Source organism: Sedimentibacter sp. B4 (assembly GCF_000309315.1).
Lineage (GTDB): Bacteria > Bacillota > Clostridia > Tissierellales > Sedimentibacteraceae > Sedimentibacter > Sedimentibacter saalensis.
Genome location: NZ_CANG01001109.1, coordinates 1 through 236 on the forward strand (window position 1 = coordinate 1; position 236 = coordinate 236).

Annotated in this window: 1 protein-coding gene; it reads right to left on the reverse strand. The window is 68.6% G+C overall.

The window, feature by feature from the left end; all coding sequences use genetic code 11:
- On the reverse strand, positions 1-236 hold a 236-nt coding region (locus BN358_RS29670), incomplete at both ends, for a DUF2254 family protein (protein ID WP_157593591.1).

The following is a 236-nucleotide window of genomic DNA, read 5'->3' on the forward strand; positions in this document are numbered from 1 at the left end:
TCCAGCATGGCCAGGTCGACCGTCGGCTCACCGGCGCCGTAGCGGCGAACGAGGCCGCACATCGTGCCCAGATACTCGCCGAAACGACGGCTGGGGACAATGACGACCACCTTCTCCCGTGCCCAGACCACGCGCGGCCCCAGGTGGTGCTGTGCCATCGCGGCGAAGATGACCGCCATGTGGTCGATCGCCTGGACCGCGGTGTAGGGGTTTGACCGCCGGCGACAGCGCCTTGC